The 16,023-nt window shown below is 57.4% G+C and carries 16 protein-coding genes; 3 read left to right on the top strand and 13 right to left on the bottom strand.

What is annotated here, in order from left to right; genetic code table 11:
* Positions 1-125 precede the first annotated feature (125 nt).
* The 7 genes from gspF to gspG are packed head-to-tail and all read right to left on the bottom strand — an operon-like array spanning position 126 to position 8,194.
* Positions 126-1,337 carry a type II secretion system inner membrane protein GspF gene (gene gspF / locus AC1RMX_RS14695; RefSeq protein WP_493072443.1) on the bottom strand — a complete coding sequence of 404 codons (1,212 nt, stop codon included), beginning with the start codon at positions 1,335-1,337 and terminating at the stop codon, positions 126-128.
* Positions 1,337-2,743, bottom strand: a complete 1,407-nt coding sequence (gene gspE, locus AC1RMX_RS14690) for a type II secretion system ATPase GspE (RefSeq protein ID WP_011334556.1) — start codon at positions 2,741-2,743, stop codon at positions 1,337-1,339. Before gspE ends, gspF begins: the two co-directional genes overlap by 1 nt.
* Positions 2,740-5,097: a type II secretion system secretin GspD gene (gene gspD, locus AC1RMX_RS14685; RefSeq protein ID WP_493072442.1), complete on the bottom strand. Its 2,358-nt coding sequence runs from the start codon at positions 5,095-5,097 to the stop codon at positions 2,740-2,742. The genes gspE and gspD overlap by 4 nt, the downstream gene beginning before the upstream one ends.
* Positions 5,094-5,639, bottom strand: a complete 546-nt coding sequence (locus tag AC1RMX_RS14680; protein WP_493072441.1) for a type II secretion system protein M — start codon at positions 5,637-5,639, stop codon at positions 5,094-5,096. Before AC1RMX_RS14680 ends, gspD begins: the two co-directional genes overlap by 4 nt.
* Positions 5,632-6,777, bottom strand: a complete 1,146-nt coding sequence (gene gspL / locus AC1RMX_RS14675) for a type II secretion system protein GspL (protein WP_493072440.1) — start codon at positions 6,775-6,777, stop codon at positions 5,632-5,634. Before gspL ends, AC1RMX_RS14680 begins: the two co-directional genes overlap by 8 nt.
* On the bottom strand, positions 6,774-7,727 hold the full coding sequence (gene gspK / locus AC1RMX_RS14670; RefSeq protein WP_493072439.1) for a type II secretion system minor pseudopilin GspK: 954 nt from the start codon (positions 7,725-7,727) through the stop codon (positions 6,774-6,776). The genes gspL and gspK overlap by 4 nt, the downstream gene beginning before the upstream one ends.
* An 8-nt stretch (positions 7,728-7,735) precedes the next feature.
* The gene (gene gspG / locus AC1RMX_RS14665) at positions 7,736-8,194 is read right to left on the bottom strand and encodes a type II secretion system major pseudopilin GspG (RefSeq protein ID WP_085610505.1); all 459 of its coding nucleotides are present in this window, start codon (positions 8,192-8,194) and stop codon (positions 7,736-7,738) included.
* Positions 8,195-8,340: 146 nt separating this feature from the next.
* Between gspG and gspI the strand changes: the two genes are divergently transcribed.
* Both gspI and AC1RMX_RS14655 read left to right on the top strand, forming a co-directional pair.
* Positions 8,341-8,721 (top strand): type II secretion system minor pseudopilin GspI, encoded by a 381-nt coding sequence (gene gspI, locus AC1RMX_RS14660; RefSeq protein WP_493072438.1) that lies wholly within the window; start codon positions 8,341-8,343, stop codon positions 8,719-8,721.
* 580 nt (positions 8,722-9,301) lie between these two features.
* A complete protein-coding gene (locus AC1RMX_RS14655; protein ID WP_493072437.1) occupies positions 9,302-9,664 on the top strand; it encodes a DUF6124 family protein in 363 nt (120 codons plus the stop codon).
* An 86-nt stretch (positions 9,665-9,750) separates the two neighbouring features.
* Here AC1RMX_RS14655 and AC1RMX_RS14650 read toward each other — a convergent pair whose 3' ends face one another.
* Positions 9,751-10,038 (bottom strand): hypothetical protein, encoded by a 288-nt coding sequence (locus AC1RMX_RS14650; RefSeq protein WP_493072436.1) that lies wholly within the window; start codon positions 10,036-10,038, stop codon positions 9,751-9,753.
* A 212-nt stretch (positions 10,039-10,250) separates the two neighbouring features.
* On the bottom strand, positions 10,251-10,637 hold the full coding sequence (locus AC1RMX_RS14645; protein ID WP_445434556.1) for a DUF6124 family protein: 387 nt from the start codon (positions 10,635-10,637) through the stop codon (positions 10,251-10,253).
* Between the two features lie 547 nt (positions 10,638-11,184).
* On the opposite strand from AC1RMX_RS14645, the gene AC1RMX_RS14640 reads away from it, so the two are divergent.
* Complete coding sequence (locus tag AC1RMX_RS14640) at positions 11,185-11,667, top strand: GNAT family N-acetyltransferase (RefSeq protein ID WP_493072435.1); 483 nt, start codon at positions 11,185-11,187, stop codon at positions 11,665-11,667.
* 342 nt (positions 11,668-12,009) lie between these two features.
* Here the strand turns inward: AC1RMX_RS14640 and AC1RMX_RS14635 are convergent, their stop codons facing one another.
* The 4 genes from AC1RMX_RS14635 to AC1RMX_RS14620 all read right to left on the bottom strand — a co-directional run bounded on the left by AC1RMX_RS14635 (position 12,010) and on the right by AC1RMX_RS14620 (position 15,958).
* Complete coding sequence (locus tag AC1RMX_RS14635) at positions 12,010-12,555, bottom strand: hypothetical protein (protein WP_493072434.1); 546 nt, start codon at positions 12,553-12,555, stop codon at positions 12,010-12,012.
* Entirely contained in the window at positions 12,545-13,087 is a 543-nt protein-coding gene (locus AC1RMX_RS14630) for a hypothetical protein (protein ID WP_493072433.1), read from the bottom strand. The genes AC1RMX_RS14635 and AC1RMX_RS14630 overlap by 11 nt, the downstream gene beginning before the upstream one ends.
* A gap of 74 nt (positions 13,088-13,161) precedes the next feature.
* Positions 13,162-14,610: a hypothetical protein gene (locus AC1RMX_RS14625; protein ID WP_493072432.1), complete on the bottom strand. Its 1,449-nt coding sequence runs from the start codon at positions 14,608-14,610 to the stop codon at positions 13,162-13,164.
* Between the two features lie 916 nt (positions 14,611-15,526).
* Positions 15,527-15,958, bottom strand: coding sequence for a type II secretion system protein N (locus AC1RMX_RS14620; RefSeq protein ID WP_493072430.1), 432 nt, complete (start codon positions 15,956-15,958; stop codon positions 15,527-15,529).
* Between the last annotated feature and the right edge of the window lie 65 nt (positions 15,959-16,023).

Below are 16,023 nucleotides of genomic sequence, written 5' to 3'. Positions count from 1 at the left end.
CAAGCTTTTCGAGGGAATCGGCCACAGCCCTTGAAGGACCGTTGCAGATGACAGAAAGGAGAACCCGAGGATGCTGTTTTTGGCGCTCGGGTGAGATCCGACGCCGGTAAAAAAAGTTGAGAAAACTACTGCACGAGTTGGTTGATCTCGATGATCGGCAACAGCACCGCCATCACGATCACCAGCACCACCCCGCCCATCACCACAATCATCAGCGGCTCCAGCAACGCGGTCATGCCCATCGCCCGGCGCTCGATATCGCGGGACAGGGTTTGTGCCGCACGCTCAAGCATCGGCGGCAGCGCGCCGGTTTTTTCGCCGCTGGCGATCAGGTGAATCAGCACCGGCGGGAACACGTTCTCCACTTTCAGCGCTGCCGCCAGGTTGACGCCCTCGCGCACCTTGGCGGTGGCCTCATTGACGCTCAGGCTCAGACGATCATTCGACAGCGTCTGCCGCGCCGCTTCCAACGCGCGCAACAACGGCACCCCGGCGCCACCGAGAATCGCCAGGGTCGAGGCGAACCGTGCGGTGTTCAGCCCCAGCACAAACCGCCCGATCAGCGGCAACTTCAGCACCCGATGATGCCAACTCAAGCGCGCCGCCGGATTGCGCAGATACAGGCGCCAGCTCCAGAACGCACCGGCCATGACGCCTGCGCACAACCAGCCCCACGCCCTGATGAAATCACTGGCATTGAGCATCGCCAAAGTCAGCCCCGGCAGATCCTGTCGCGCCTGGGAAAACGCGCTGACCACCTGCGGCACCACGTAGCTGAGCAGGAAAATCACGATGCCGATCGACACCAGCCCCACCACGCCGGGATAGATGAACGCAGTGAGGATCTTGCCGCGCAGGTTGTTGCGTTCCTCGATGTAATCCGCCAGCCGCTCCATCACCTGCGCCAGATCGCCTGACTCCTCGCCCGCCGCAATCAGTGCCCGGTAGATTTCCGGAAAATCCCGTGGCCGCGCCGCCAGCGCTTCGGCCAGACGCATGCCGCTGCGCACGTCGGCACGTACGGCGCTGAGGGTGTGAGCGATGTGCTTTTTCTCGGCCTGTTCGACCGTGGCGCTCAACGCGGCTTCCAGCGGCAAACTGGCGCCGAGCAGGCTCGACAGCTGCCGCGTAGCCCAGGCCAGATCGGTGTCCGACAGCCGCGCACTGAACATTCCACCGCCGCCGTGCTGGGAGACGTTGCTTTCCTTCTCCACCGACAACGCCGTCAAGCCACGACCGCGCAGCACGCCAAACGCGGCGCCCTGACTCTCCGCTTCCAGATGCCCGGATTCGATCTTGCCGCTGGCATCGGCGGCCTCAAAACGATAGCGATTCATCAGGCGTCCCGTGTCACACGAAGGATTTCTTCAGGGGCCGTGGCACCGCTGCGAATCCAGCGTTCGCCGTCCTCGCGCAGGCTGAACATCCCGGCCTTGCTCGCCGCTGCGCGCAACGCCTGCTCCCCTGCCCCTTGGTGAATCAGGGTGCGGATGTCGTCATCGATGCAGAACAATTCGTGAATGCCGGTACGGCCGCTGTAACCGGTGTGATTGCACGCGGCACAACCGACCGGACGCCAGGTGCCGGGCGTGGCCGGGTCTTCCTGCTTGCACTGATTGCACAGGCGCCGCACCAAGCGCTGGGCCAAAACACCGAGCATCGACGAGGCCAGCAGAAACGGCTCGACGCCCATGTCGATCAAGCGGTTGACCGCCGACACCGCATCGTTGGTGTGCAACGTCGCCAGCACCAGGTGACCGGTCAGCGAAGCCTGCACCGCGATCTGCGCGGTTTCGAGGTCGCGGATTTCGCCGATCATGATGATGTCCGGGTCCTGGCGCAGAATGGCGCGTAGCGCGAGGGCGAAGGTCATGTCGATCTTGGCGTTGACCTGAATCTGGCTGATGCCCGGCAGGTCGTATTCCACCGGGTCTTCCACGGTGAGGATGTTGCTGGTGCTCGCATCGAGCCGTGCCAGTGCCGCATACAAACTCGTCGTTTTGCCGCTACCGGTCGGGCCGGTGACCAGCACGATGCCGTGGGGCTGACGGATCAGGTGATCGAGTTTCGCCAGCACCTGCGCGTCCATGCCCAACGTTTCGAGATGCAGGCGCCCGGCCTGCTTGTCCAGCAAACGCATCACCACCCGTTCGCCATGGCCGGTGGGCACGGTGGAAACACGAATGTCGATGGGACGCCCGGCTACGCGCAACGCAATGCGGCCATCCTGCGGCAAGCGTTTTTCGGCGATGTCGAGCTGGGCCATGATCTTGATCCGCGATACCAGCGCACCGTGCAACGCCTTGCGCGGCGACACCACGTCGCGCAGGGTGCCGTCGACCCGGTAGCGCACCACCGAATGGGTTTCGAACGGTTCGATGTGAATGTCGCTGGCCTCATCCCGCGCCGCTTGCGTGAGCAAGGCGTTGATCATGCGGATCACCGGCGCGCCGTCCTGGGTGTCGAGCAGGTCGGTGATTTCCGGCATGTCCTGCATCAGGCGGTCGAGGTCGACTTCGTTCTCCGCCGCCCCGACCACCGCCGCTGCGCTGCCTGTGTCGGCGTAGGCCGTGGCGAGCAAGCCGTCGAGTTCGTCGTCGCGCACCCGCTCAAGCCTGGCCGCGCCGAACTGCCGGCGCACCTCGCTGATCGACCAGCCCGGCGTCGACGGGCACACCGTCAGCACGCCGTCCCGCAGCAGAATCCGCTGCGCCTTGGCCCAGGCGTAAGGCAATGCGCTCATTGCAGTGGCACCGCTTTGATGGTCGCGCGCGGGCCTGTCCCCGGCAGCGTCGCCGGCACGCCCTGCGCCGCGGTCGGCAATTGCGGCGCCTGCATGTCAGGCATCGCCCAGCTGCGTTCCGGTTGCAGACCGCCCTGAGCGCGGCGCATGAAGTCGTAACGGTTAAGCGTGATGCTGCGCCCCGCCGCGCTGTCGCGGATGATGTACGGGCGCAGGAACACCATCAGATTGGTCTTGGTGATCGAACGGCGCTCATTGCGAAACAGCGCGCCCAACCCCGGAATGTTCGAGAGCCACGGCACCGCGTCATTGCTCTGGCTGTAGCCGTCCTGCAGCAGACCGCCGAGCACCATGATCTGCCCGTCGTCGAGCAGGATGCTGGTGTCGATCGCGCGTTTGCTGGTGACGATCCCCGCCGAGGTGGAGGCAGCCGAAGCGCGCTCGTCGATGCTGCTGACTTCCTGATAAATGTCGAGCTTCACCGTGCCGCCCTCGGAAATCTGCGGCCGCACGTTGAGCTTCAAACCGACTTCTTCGCGGGTCACGGTCTGGAACGGGTTGTTGCTGGTGCCCCCGCCGCCGGTGACGTAGCTGCCGCTGACAAACGGGATGGTCTGGCCGACAAAAATGCTCGCCGCTTCGTTGTCCAGGGTCAGCAGGTTCGGCGTCGACAGCACGTTGGTGCCGCCCTTGCTCTTCAGCGCCCGGGCCAGCACTTTCAGGTCGAGAATCTTGCCGATGCCGGGGATATCGACCGTGCCGTTGACGTAGCCGAGGTTGAGCCCTTTGGGCAACACGTCGACACTGGTCTTGCCGTTGACGTTGATCCCCGAGCCGCCAAGGTTGGCGCCGCCGATTACGCCGTTGCCGGCCAGATTGCCGGTCTGCCATTGCACGCCGAATTCGCTGGCATCGTCCTCGCCGACTTCAACGATCAGGCTCTCGATCACCACTTGCGCGCGGCGCTGGTCGAGCAAATCGATGACTTCACGCAGGTTGCGGTACAGCGGCTCCGGCGCGGAAATCAGCAAGGTATTGGTGGTGGCGTCGGCCTGAATAGTCACGCCACCAGCGCTGAAGGCCACGTTCTGTTCGCTGCTTTGCGCATTACCGCTGCCGCTGGTGGCGCTGCTGCCCTGGGCGTAGCTGCCGCCGGTGCTGCCGCTGTTAGTGGTCGAGGTGCTGCCGTTGGTTTGAGTGCCGCTCTGGCCGTTCTGCCCACCGCTCGAGTTGGTGGAACTGCCCATGGCGCTGAGCACCGAGCGCGCACTGTCGCTGGTGCCGCTGTCGCTCTCGCCGGTCAACAAACCGCGCAAGGCCTGCGCCAGTTTGCCGGCCTGAGCGTTGCGCAGGTAAACCACGTGCAGGTTGCTCGGGTTGCTTTGCGCGTTGTCGAGTTTGTAGATCAGGTTGCGCGCCAGCTCCGTGCGCTCGGGGCTGCCGGCGCGGATGATGATGGTGTTGGAGCGCGGGTCGCCGATCACCGCGATTTTCTGCGTTGGATCGTTGCCCGGTGCGTCGAGCAGATCGGCAACCATCGGCGCGATGTCGGCGGCGATGCCGTTCTGGATCTGCACCACGTCGGTGTCGATGGCGGTCGGGGTGTCGATGCCCTGAATCAGTTGCGCGACCCGCGTGAGGTTCTCGGCGTAGTCGGTGACGACGATGGTGTTGTTGCCCGGATAGGCGTTGATCGGGTTGTTCGGCGAGACGATCGGGCGCAGCACCGGGATCAGGTTCACTGCGTTCTCGTATTGCAGGCGGAACGTGCGGGTGAGCATGCCGTTGCCGGCCGGTTTGTCGGCGCTGTAGATCGGCCCGCCGAGCAATTTGGCGTCGGCCTCCGGCACCACCTGCGCCACGCCGCCCACATCCACCACGCTGAAACCCTGCATACGCAGCGCCGCCAGCAGCATGTCGTACGCCTGATGCGCAGGCACCTGGCCTTCGGAGACCAGCGTCAAGTTGCCCTTGATCCGTGGATCGACCAGAAACTGCTGACCGGTGGAGCGCGACAACGCCCGCACCACCGCTTGAATATCCGCATCGACAAAATTCAGCGTCACCGGTTGATCGCCCAACGGATTGGCCGGCAACGTCGTGCCCCGCGCCGAGCCGCCACTGCGAGCGCGTTCGGTGATGTTGTGCAACTGCTTCGGCGCCGGTTTGACCTGGGCCTGCGCGCGCTCGCGGTCGAGCACCGCGTCGCCACTGCGCTGGGTGTTGGCCAGCGGCCGGCCGAGTTCGCTGTCCACCAGCAGCGGCGGTTGATTCGGTGGCGTGGTGTTGCTGCACGCGCTCAATGCCATCAACAGCATCGGCAGCGCCATGCGTTTGGACCCTGACCCCTTCATGAAGCTTCCTTAGCGCCCAGCGCCTGATCCATGCGTACGGTGCCCGACAGAGTGCCGGCCGTGTCATCGGTCACGGCGTCGTCTGCGCGTTGCAGACGAGCCTCGACCACTTGCAGTGAAAAATTCCGGGGTTGGCTCAGCAGCCAGTCGAGCACGGCGTCGGCCGGTGCCGCATCGAAAGTCAACTGCCAACCGGCAGACGCGGCCGCCAATTGGTAATGGCCGCCCAGTCCGCTGGCCTGCAAGGTCTGTTGCAGCGACTGCTCCAGGTTTTGCCCGTCGGGGCGCACGCTGACGTCGCGCAACAGCACTTCCAGCGCTTCAGCCTGGGCGCGCAGTTTTGGCGTTTCGACTTGCGAGGCGGCGATCTTCTTCAGCGGCGGCTGAATCAACGCCACCCACACGAACAGCCCCAGCAACAGCGCCGCCATGCCGCCGACCATGCGTTTTTCCCGCAAGGCCAGCGGCTGCCAACGGGCCTGCAACTGAGCATTGAAGCGCTGCCAACCGGCGCGGTATTTCGCAAGCGAGGGGCTATTCATCTTCGGCTCCGCTGCTGTCATCGTTGTCGGTGGCGGCGGTCGCCTCGCCGGCCGGGCGCAAGATCCAGCCGTCGTCATTCGGGCTGATGCTGATGCCGGCCTGGGCCAGCGTGCCTTGCCAGTCCTTGTCGTTGCCCGAACGCCGGGCCTCGGGCAGCAGGCTCAATTGCAACGCGCCGTCGACGAACTCCAGCCGCTGCACCGTGCCCGCCATGGACGGCATGCCGCTGCCGGCCTGCGACACCAGCCGCGTGAAATCCTGCCCCGGCGCATCCACCGCGCCTTGCTGGCGAGCAGCGATTTGCTGACGGGCCTGTTGCAGCGGATTGAGGATCACCGGCAACTCGGGGAACGCCTGCTTCACCCGCTGCGCCATCTGCGCCTTGAGCTGCTGGCCCTGCCCGGCCTCGCGAGCGGCGTACAGGTTCAAACCGATCACCCACACCGCCAGCGCCAGCGCACAGCAACCGATCGCCCTGCCCCAACCGCGATGTTCGGTGCCCGGTTGCTGGAGGCCGCCATGCAGGCCCCAGTTCGGCAACGGGCCGGCGTTGCGCTGCGTGTCGGCCAATGTCGATTGCACCGCCTCAGGCGCGCCGTCACCGATCCAGTGCGCCGGCAGACCGGTTTCCAGCAGCCACGCTTCGTCGATCATTGGCTGCACCTGTGCCGCATTCGGGCCGTGGCGCAGCAACAGATGATCATCGTGCAGACAGCCGACGCCGCCCGCCATCACCGGCAAACTGTAGGCCGCCGGGTACAGGCCTTTGAGGTTCAGGCCGAACTGCCCGAGGTGCTGCAAATCCTTGCGTGCTACCCAGGCAATCTGCACCTGGCCGCTTTCATTGCGAATGCTGTGGGCGATGTGCATCTCGGCGCTGTCGCCCAGCATCAACGCCTGCGCCGCACATTGCACCGCCGCAGCGGTTTTGTTCGCGGGCAACGGCGGCAGATCGATACTCGCCAACAGGCTGTCTGACGGGTGCAGAAAACACACCAGCGGTTGCTTCGGCAGCGCGCCGAGCCGCACGCGTTCCTGGCGAACGACCTGCCCCTGACGATCCAGCCACGCACAATCCACTTCACTGTCGAGACTCAGCTCCGCCAGCGGCGGCAAACTCGCGCGCAACTGGCTCATACGCCCACCCGCGACCAGATCACTTGCGGCAAGCGGTCTTCACTGCGATGCAGCAACGCATCGAGGCTGACCCGCCGCTGATCGCGCCGCGCCTGCCCGCGCAGTCGGAACCAGTCGCTGGTGATGCCGACCTTGACGCTGGTGATCTCCAGTTGCGGCAGTCGCAGGCGATTGACGAAATCCCCACGATTGATAAACCAGCGCCCGGCGTCACGCTCATTGATCAACGCCTGTGCCCGCTCCAGCGACAACCCCGGCACATAAGCCGCCAACACCGGCGCCGTGGCGGTGTTGCCGTTGAGCCAGGTGGTTGCCGGAATCACCGTCAGGTACGGCGCCAGTTTCGCCAACAGCGCATCGTTGACCCCGTCGACACTGCGCAAATCGTCAAGCGTGCGCAGCATCGGCAAAGTCGGCGATTGCGGCTTGCGCGACGCGGACGGCGACGTGGCACGCCCACTGTCGAAAGTGTTTTTCGCCACAGGCTTGTCCACCACTTGGGCATTCAACAGGTGCGGATAAGAGCCGATCACCCGCTGACTGATGCGCCGGCTCAAGCCGCTGCTGACACCAATCAATTCGCACAAACGCTCGAACGCCTGCACCTGCGCGCCATCGATCCGCTCGTTGGCCACCAGATTGCGCAGGTTGAACTTGCCCTGCTCGTCCTCCAGCCGCCCCTCGAAACCCTGGGTGTTCAGCAGCTGTGCCCAGGGTTGATCGAGTCGAGTCAGCGGATCGCGCTGCCGCGCATCCCACAACAATTGCCGGCTGATCTCCAACCCACCGTGCAACACCCAACGGCCCTGCACCCGCAGTTGCTCGGCTTCCAGCGCCCGGGTCGAAACGCTCTGGCGGGTCAGCATGCCGGCAGCGATCACCGCGACCACCGCCGCAATCAGCAGCGCACTGATGATCGCCATCCCCTGCTGGTTCGATTGGCTGTTCATGACCGGCCTTACAACTGCCAGGAACCGATGTCGGCATTCACACCGTCGCCGTCAGGCTGGCCGTCGGCGCCGAGGGAAAAGATGTCGATCTCGCCGTTGGCACCGGGATTAAGGTACTGATAAGGACGACCCCACGGGTCATTCGGCAGGCGCTCCAGGTACGAGCGCCAGTTGGTGTTCTTCGCATCGGCCGGCCGCTCCACCAGCACTTTCAGACCCTGGCTCTGGCTCGGGTAAGTGCCGTGATCGAGGCGATACAGCTTCAGCGCCTGCATCAACCCGCCAATGTCCTGCTTCGCCGCCGTGGCCCGCGCCTGATCCGGCCGGTCGAGCACCTTGGGCACCACCATCGCCGCCAGAATCCCGAGAATCACCACCACCACCATGATCTCGATCAGCGTGAAACCCTGCTGCCCACGGGGCATCCGGCTCGGTCGACTGGGCTGTTTGAACTGCGCGATATCCATCTCGTCATTCCCTGGCTTGATTCGATTCGACGCGCAGTGTTGCAAGAAGATATGTCAGGGATGTTGAAAATTCTCGGGTGTTTTCGTCGTCAAGCCGTCAAGCACGGGCGTTAGCGTCAAGGGCTGCCCGACTGCCCGAGCCCCCGATGCGCACCCCTTCCCCGCAAGCCGGATTCACCCTGATTGAAGTGCTCGTCGCGCTGGCGATCATCGCCGTCGCCATGTCCGCCGCCGTGCGCGTGGCGGGGTTGATGACGCAGAGCAGCGGGGTTTTGCGGGATCGGTCAATTGCGATGATTGCGGCGCAGAGTCGGATGGCGGAATTGCGGTTGGAAGGCAAGTTGCCGATGGGCATGAAAACGCAGGATTGCGATCAGGGGCGGCTGATGCTGCGCTGCGAGCAGATCATCTCTGCCGCGGAAAACGGCCGCTTGCTCAAGGTCGGCCTCCAGGTCTTTGATCGCAGCCAGGAGGGGCCGGCGCTGGCGCGGTTGGAGACGTTGCTTAGCCGACCCGAGAATCCTTAGCCCTAAACCGTCCCGAAACGTCGGTCGGCTCGGAGGTATATGAATCAGTAGTGGGACATTTCCGACATCCACCTAAAGATATAAACCAACTTGCACATACCGCGTTGAATCCATAATCAACTCGATCTCTCAGGTCGATGTAGAGCGCAGGACACCTCGGTCGGCCCCCTCTCCCTCCGGGAGAGGGCTGGGGTGAGGGCCGCCCTTGACCCACCCGTTTAACGCGCAAAAAAAAACCCGTTTAAAAGACACTCACCGTTACTTCCCCAAGGCTACAACGCCTTGCGTCATTACCTACGACTACGCCAGAATCCGCCGGCTTGTGCGTCTAGGGTGCGGGTCTTATCGTTTCCGGGTCACTGAAAAACAGTGATCGGGTTTGGTAGCCCGCACATGAGTTCTGCACAGCATCACCATTCGCGGCGTCGTTTCGTCTCGGCTTTATGGTGGTCATGCACAGGGCACCTTCGGGTGCGCCGGGTTCCTCATGTGCCGGTCTACCAACCTGAGCATGGCCGCCACCTTCGTTTGGTAGCGAAATTGGATGGCCTCCCTTTTTGAAGCATGAGGAGTTACATCTATGATCAAGCCAACACCCAATCCCCCCGAAACCGATCCGGTTTCACCCTACCAATTCCCCGATTCCCGAACCCTCAACGAAGCCGCCGAACGCGCCCTCGACCACTACCTCACCCCACAACAACGCATCATGGGCAGCCACACCAAACACGACCCCATGTTCCTGGCCAACCCCGTCTACAACAGCGAATCCCTCCTGGCCAACGCCAGCGAGTCCCTGGATTCCGCCAGCGAAATGCTCAGCAACTTCGCCGCGATCCTGGAGCCTGCGCACCGCAAGACTGCGCTAGGGATTGCACAGGTGGTCATGGTTGCGGGGTTGGCGGTGAATCAGGCGTTGGATCATGTTGAGGTGAAGACGTGATCGGCTGAACGCTGTAGCTCAATAGCTGGAAAGAAAATGGCCGAGGTTGTCAGGTGTGACTGACGACCTCGGCCAAATGAACTGCGCTATTTTTTGCGGCACATCTCGACGTCATCTTGAGTCTTCAGGTCTGTGTCGATTCCCAAGCGATACCTGCAGTAATCAATAATCCACCCCCGCTCCTCTGCCGTCAGGCGTTCTACCTTCCTGATCTCTCCATCGTTCGCGTGGATGTTGTAGAACTTTATCTGAAACGTCGGATGCTTTTTGATGAAGACAATGGTCTCGATGTCTCCGTCCTCAAGGGCTTCGTAGTAGCCGACGTAGAGCACCGTCGTGACGACGAGGATCGCTGCGATTAGAAGCTTTTTCATTCCGATGGTGCCGGTGGTAGAGGCTGAAGGGTTCTAGCATGAAAGGAGACTGATTGAATGCCAGAAAGTAAATCAGCCCCCATTTTTTGCTGCCAGCCCAGCTCCCACAGTTTTCAGCGCCCTACACAATATCTGTGATCAACATAAAACCCTGTGGGAGCGACGGTGCGACGATTCGACTTGCTCGCGAAGGCGCCAGAATTGACACCAGCTTAATCAGCAGGTGACCCCGAGGTCTGCTTCACCGGCAATTGCAAATTATCCAACGCCCGATTCACCGCCAACTCCCCGAGCATGATCAACTGCGCAATCCCCAACAACGTCCGACGCTGCGAAGCCGGCAACAGACTGGCGACGTTCTGGGCAATGGTTTGGGCCGAAGCGAGTGTTTCACTGGCATCAATTAGCAGTTCTTCGTTTTTATTGTCCGCAGTCACGGCATACATCCCGCGGGTTCTACGTGGGGGCGGCGTGGAGCCGGGCGGACAGAGGTAATGGTCGAGCGCGCGGTCGGCGGCTTCGTGGAGTTTTCTGGAATCTATGGATTCGTAGGGGGAAACCGAGTCGGTTTCGGGCGGGTTGGGTGTTGGTTTGATCATGGTGAAGCTCCATTTTTATACCTGGTGGAACCACCAACACCTGTCGCTAAACAAGTAAGGGTGGCAGCTGTACGCGGGTTAGCGAACCGAGAGGTATAAGACCCGGCAGACCCGAGGGTCTCCCACGCACAGCCACCATATCGTCATCGCAAATGTCTGCGACAAACTGGAGCGTCGTTGAACTTATACCTGGTCGGGTCGCTAAACCCGGTCGCTGGGTTGCCAGCGACACGTAGACGATAAAGACCAGGTACAATGCGCACAAGCCGGCGGATTCTGGCGTAGCTGTAGGCAACGGCGCAAGGGTGTGTAGCCTGAGAGAGTGTCTGGAGATGTCTTTTTAAACGTTGGTGTTTATCGGAGTTCTCATAGCGTCTCGGACCCCACGACAGATCCGTCCCCTTGCCCCAACAAACGTAAGCGTCCGGTGAACACATCCCCCTGAAGCTGATAGGGAGCCATCGCCTCCATTGAACCGAAGCAGTAGTGGTTATGCGGAATCTGTTCTCTGCATAATGACTGACCGGCCATGTTTAGGGTGCTTGTTATGCCAGCCTCCGCTGATCAAAACTCCGCTGTCGTTTTATGCGCAGCTTCCAATAACGACCTGGAAGATCTGGTAGCCATCAGGATTGAGGCCATGCGCGATAGCCTTGAACGGCTTGGACGATTTAACCCAGATCGTGCGCGCGAACGGTTTGTTGCTGGGTTCGACGTTAACAGCACTCGCCGAATAGAAGTATCAGGTGATCTGGTCGGTTTTGTCGTAATCAAAGACCATCAGAGCGAGCTTTTGCTTGACCACTTGTATGTGATACCCAGTGCTCAGGGAGCAGGAATCGGCTCTGAAGTTCTTACTCAGATTTTCAGAGAAGCTGATGAGATCGGGCGTCCCATCAAGGTCGGTGCTCTGAAGGAAAGCGCTTCAAATCGTTTTTACACTCGCCATGGCTTCGTGTTCGTCGAAAGCGGTGAATTCGATAATTATTATGTCTGGGCTAACGGTAATGCCGTTGATCTGGGCGACTAGGCAGATCTTGATACGTTGCCCCGTCAGATGTTGCACCGTTAGATGAACAAAGGGGATTGATCTATTTTCTGGAAAATAAATCTGCCCCCCTTTTTTCATGCCGAGAAACCAGTAATAACGATTAACGCTGCACCCTGACCAAGCAAAGCATTAAAGCTTGCTAAAATTTCCATCCAACCTCCTGAAGCCTTAGCGCCTTCCATTCAACTGAAGTGACTAACACTCAAAAAACAATCGCCCCTTATGTCGCGTTCTGATAACCGAACACAGTGCCATTCAGAACTGATTTATTTTCCATAAACAAATCGCCCCCCCTTTTTTTTAATTTTCCACCTCCAAAATTTAAGAAATTCGTTTCTCACTAAACTTTCTAATTATCGCCAAATGTTGTTCTGCAGCACTTTTTAACGATTTCTTACCAACTCCATCTTGCTTCATCTTTTTTTCAATTTGAGTAAGCAGCATTGAGTCCCACTTAGGAAGCTTGGTTTTAGGAGGGACCTCAATGATTATTCTAGGCTTGTCCATACTAGAGGCCAACCGACCATTAGAGTGACTCTCCTGAAGATATACTGACTTTGCTTGAACGATACTGTCCGCTATTGCTGGCTGTGTTCTTAAGTCAAAAAGAATCCTTATTTCCAATTCGACCGGCCTTAAAAAATTTAACTCTAGCTCAACAAAGCGACGATTGAACGGGTTGTATCCCCACCTGCATATCACGTCGCCTGGCGGGGTGTTTTGATGGATTTGTATCAAATTAATAAATTCTGGGTGGTTGGTGCAGTCGAGTAAAAGAACCGGTATCAATCTCCCATCACCCACTACGGGGCTGGCAATTGCACCATCGCTTACGATAGGCATATAGTTTTTCGATTTATTTTTCATCTGCACCTACAAATGTCAGGATGTACGATTCTACGATTGTCGTTTTTTCTGCTGTGGAGATTGCAATGACTCTGTATACATCTATATTAATTTCTCTACCTCCAATTTTAGGAATCTGGAATGTAATCCATCCAGATTTTGTTTCCTTAGGAGATAGATAGACGGGTACCTTTAACTCATCATGGCTTTCCTTTAAATTTGAAGGCACAACTATGGAGCTTGGTAAAAGCTTTGCCTTGTTGAATACTCGATTTTCGTCGTAATACTCAACTTCTAGTACGATATCTTTAAATGAGTTTGGCGTGGATGAATTATTTGTGTATGAGATTGCAAAGGTCGCATAAATATCCTTGTTATTAGCCCACTTGAAATCCCTAATTAAATAACCAATCACGTCTTTATATTTATCTTGGTGATCAATCATGGAGAGTTTTAGTGTTTTTTTGGCTACGCAATATCCTTTGATAGATACCAGTAGCGATAGCGCTGAGGCCGCTAGTGCCCCAGCTGCAATCAAATCAGAAGTCTGCACTATTTTATTCTCGTGAAATTATTTTCAACGGACCATTGAATCAAAAGGGGACTGATTTATTCCCTGGAAAAAAGTCAGTCCCCTTTTTCAGTCTTAGATTGTTTAGCCTCTGTAGTTACCTCCTTTGGAACATCGGGAAAATCAACCCTCCCCACCGAGGTCAACATAGCCCTTCGACATCTCGCTGCATATCTTCTATCACTCTTACTGCTCAAATATTTAGCAATGAGAAACAAATCTGGAGTAAACACAAGCGCGGTAGAGCTGGTTACTGCTGCCGATACACACTTCGCTGTAAATGATTCCAACCTATCACTTATCGGCTGTAATCTGTATGGATTACCAAACAACACCGGCTTTGCTGGCTTACTCACCTCCTCCCGCTCAAGATCCTCATGTATATTCATCGCCAATTGCCGAAGCTTATCGATGTTTATCGCTTTATTGTCCTTGCCCTCAGCTTCGCCAATCAATCTGCCTTCGTCAGACTTAAAAACAGCGTCAAACTCAGATTCACCATTATCGAATTGTGACACTTCAAATCCGATTATTTTTAAAGCATCTAAAATTGCAAGCTCCAGTGGCTTACCCTTTTCGAATAAAAGATTCCTGAGTCTAGCCAAGTCTTTTATCTCATCAATCGCAGCCTCTTTTTCAGCTTGAATAGCTTCAAGCTTCCCTTCTATTTCCAGAAGCTTCTCAGACACTACCGCTTCTTTACTTAACTTATATTTTGAATCCATTGCCCAGTCTGGCTCAGGAGTTAATTCCGCAGCGGATCGCAAGGCTTTCTCTATCGAAACAATCGCATTTATCATCCTTGATGCAAACTGCATCGCTTCTGGCGTCCAATCACCTTCATTCTCTTCGTCCTCCTCGCCGACGAAAAACGACTCAGGATAGAAGTCAATATCAGGCAGACACAACAATGCACCATTAGAATTTTTCGACCTGTAAATAGCACCCACTACTTTATTGCCATGTCTAGTCAACAGACATGGTACTACTTCACCCTCAATAAAAACCTTATACGAAGAGACACTTGAGAATTCGTTCCAATAGGAGGAGATACATTCGAAATTCTTATCCGCAAGCTTTATCTCCCTTCCCTTTGAGGTTACTGGCTTTAAGACTAACGGGATAGATTGATAATTATCATATCCTGTTACAATCCTCGTAACCTTTTGATTCCTACCGGTACCAGAGTACTCTTTCTTTCCTGTCGCGACACTTAACTGGGTTAGCTCGCTCAAATAAACCAAGACTAGTTTTCCATGTTCAATAGCCGCTTTTATTTCTCTCCGCCAATGCTCGGACTGTGCTTTCAGCTTGAATGATTGATCGTCTGACAAGCATGGCTTCCCTTCAAAGGTACTCTCACGCCTATAGAGATAATCGTTAATATCTGGCTTAAAAAGTACTATATCCCAATCTAGAAGAGACATATCTGAATCAAATTCACAGGTTTCAGTTTGGTCACTAGCTAGCGAAAACCCAATGGTTAATATCTTTTTATTTGCCATTAATATCTAGCATCCTTAAACAAAATAACGTTCTTGGGTTATTTTCAATCTATCTACCAAATCTTGGGTGGTGCAAAGTCCAATATTCCGCAGCTTTGACTGTTGAGCGGCTAGCCTTCTATTCGCTGCTTTTAGCATGCCAATGGAGCGACGACTCAATGCAACGCCGATATTGGGTATCAATCTGCTTCGGTGCCAGACGGACATATTGTTCTGCTGCCTCTCGCCGTTCGCCAGTGAGCTTTTCTAGATACTCGACTACCTGCAGCGCTGTGGGCGTGATTTCTTCATCATCGAATTTTGGGGGGAGACCGGTCCATATCACTTGATGAACGTCATGTGCTCCAGCCCATTCGGCTAGACTTGGAATCAGTCTTGGAGAAGGCTGACCGGCAGACCAGCTACAGACGTGCTTTTCCACATTTTTTTCCCCTCGAATACCTTCACGAAAGGCTAAAGCCCCAACGGCAGAGGAGAGATCTGATGACTCCACTAGTGCCCACAGAGAGGAAACAGGTTGTGCGGATTCAGTTAAAACGAGTGTAATTCGCCCATCTTTCGATTGCCTGGCGAACTCTACCGGTATCAGTGGGCCATCCACATTCCATCCCCCTCGAATCGGAAAGTCCCTTAGATCCCAAATTAAGGAGCCCCATCCAAGACAAGCAATGCGAGTCAATATGCCTCCGTTCAGCTCTGGATGTTGATTGACCAATATTCGTGACCGTGAGACGCAATGAAGCTGGCGACCAACGGAATCGCACCAATTAATGCTCCTGACTTAATAGACCCTGAATCACCGAATGTCCAACTGCCACTATAGGGAACTCCAAATATTTTTTGCTTGTCCTTTCTCTTTCGATACGGATTCACTCGAACCTACATAACATCTACAAATTTCCTTCATACGTACAAATCACGGCCTAACCAACCTAGGCATCTCCACCCCCTCCCCCAACCGCTCCACCCCCACCCGCACCCTCTCCCCACCCTGCTCAATCACCACCCCATCCCCCTCCACCGCCACCAACCTCACCCCAGGACTCACCCGTTCCCCCTGCAAAAAACTCCTCGGCGGCCCGTCGTTGAGGCTGAGTATCGCCACCGCCCCGCGACTCCCCGCCATCACCCCGCTGACCTTGATCTCCACCGGCGCCGTGCGGTTGGAAAACCATTGCAACGCCGGGCTATCGCTGCGCGCAGCGAGCAGTTGCGGGGTGGCGGCCGGGGTGTGGGATTCGGCGGTGGTCAGGAGCAGGGATGACCAGGTGGCGATGCCGACCAGGGCGGCCAGCAGTGCGGCGGCCTGGATGATTTGGGGGGGTGAAAAGCGTGCGGTGAATCTCATGGGCTGAATCTCCTTTTAGTCCCGGTGACCAGACTACGCGGCAATTCTCACGGTTTTATTTCACA

It is taken from the genome of Pseudomonas sp. GW822-FHT03F04, from assembly GCF_058801405.1.
The sequence above is the reverse complement of the archived record's forward strand: the minus strand, read 5'-3'. Positions and strand labels throughout refer to the sequence as shown.

Coding starts and splice junctions, on each gene's coding strand:
- AC1RMX_RS14625 (WP_493072432.1), bottom strand. CDS start 14,610: ATGGCAAATAAAAAGATATTAACCATTGGGTTTTCGCTAGCTAGTGAC.
- gspK (WP_493072439.1), bottom strand. CDS start 7,727: ATGAACAGCCAATCGAACCAGCAGGGGATGGCGATCATCAGTGCGCTG.
- AC1RMX_RS14640 (WP_493072435.1), top strand. CDS start 11,185: ATGCCAGCCTCCGCTGATCAAAACTCCGCTGTCGTTTTATGCGCAGCT.
- gspF (WP_493072443.1), bottom strand. CDS start 1,337: ATGAATCGCTATCGTTTTGAGGCCGCCGATGCCAGCGGCAAGATCGAA.
- AC1RMX_RS14650 (WP_493072436.1), bottom strand. CDS start 10,038: ATGAAAAAGCTTCTAATCGCAGCGATCCTCGTCGTCACGACGGTGCTC.
- AC1RMX_RS14655 (WP_493072437.1), top strand. CDS start 9,302: ATGATCAAGCCAACACCCAATCCCCCCGAAACCGATCCGGTTTCACCC.
- gspD (WP_493072442.1), bottom strand. CDS start 5,097: ATGAAGGGGTCAGGGTCCAAACGCATGGCGCTGCCGATGCTGTTGATG.
- gspI (WP_493072438.1), top strand. CDS start 8,341: ATGCGCACCCCTTCCCCGCAAGCCGGATTCACCCTGATTGAAGTGCTC.
- gspL (WP_493072440.1), bottom strand. CDS start 6,777: ATGAGCCAGTTGCGCGCGAGTTTGCCGCCGCTGGCGGAGCTGAGTCTC.
- gspE (WP_011334556.1), bottom strand. CDS start 2,743: ATGAGCGCATTGCCTTACGCCTGGGCCAAGGCGCAGCGGATTCTGCTG.
- gspG (WP_085610505.1), bottom strand. CDS start 8,194: ATGGATATCGCGCAGTTCAAACAGCCCAGTCGACCGAGCCGGATGCCC.
- AC1RMX_RS14635 (WP_493072434.1), bottom strand. CDS start 12,555: ATGAAAAATAAATCGAAAAACTATATGCCTATCGTAAGCGATGGTGCA.
- AC1RMX_RS14620 (WP_493072430.1), bottom strand. CDS start 15,958: ATGAGATTCACCGCACGCTTTTCACCCCCCCAAATCATCCAGGCCGCC.
- AC1RMX_RS14645 (WP_445434556.1), bottom strand. CDS start 10,637: ATGATCAAACCAACACCCAACCCGCCCGAAACCGACTCGGTTTCCCCC.
- AC1RMX_RS14680 (WP_493072441.1), bottom strand. CDS start 5,639: ATGAATAGCCCCTCGCTTGCGAAATACCGCGCCGGTTGGCAGCGCTTC.